The organism is Paenibacillus soyae (assembly GCF_024623455.1).
Lineage (GTDB): Bacteria > Bacillota > Bacilli > Paenibacillales > Paenibacillaceae > Pristimantibacillus > Pristimantibacillus soyae.
On record NZ_JANIPJ010000090.1, the window covers coordinates 1 to 272 of the forward strand.

Consider the following 272-nt stretch of genomic DNA (forward strand, 5'->3'; position numbering starts at 1 on the left):
TGCTCGCCTACCTGTGTCGGTTTGCGGTACGGGCACCTTCGCCTGGCTAGAGGCTTTTCTCGACAGCCGGAGTACATGACCTTCGCTACTGCAATTTTCGCTCCCCATCACAGCCCAGCCTAATAGTTGGCGGATTTGCCTACCAACTAGCCTCACTGCTTGGACGGACTATTCCATCAGTCCGCGTCACTGCCCTTCTGTGTCACCCCATTGCTCATAACGGCTTACGGTGGTACAGGAATATCAACCTGTTGTCCTTCCACTACGCCTTT

1 rRNA gene is annotated in these 272 nt (G+C 54.4%); it reads right to left on the minus strand.

The features are described from left to right. Window positions 1-272, minus strand: a 23S ribosomal RNA gene (locus tag NQZ67_RS30935); the annotation flags it as partial.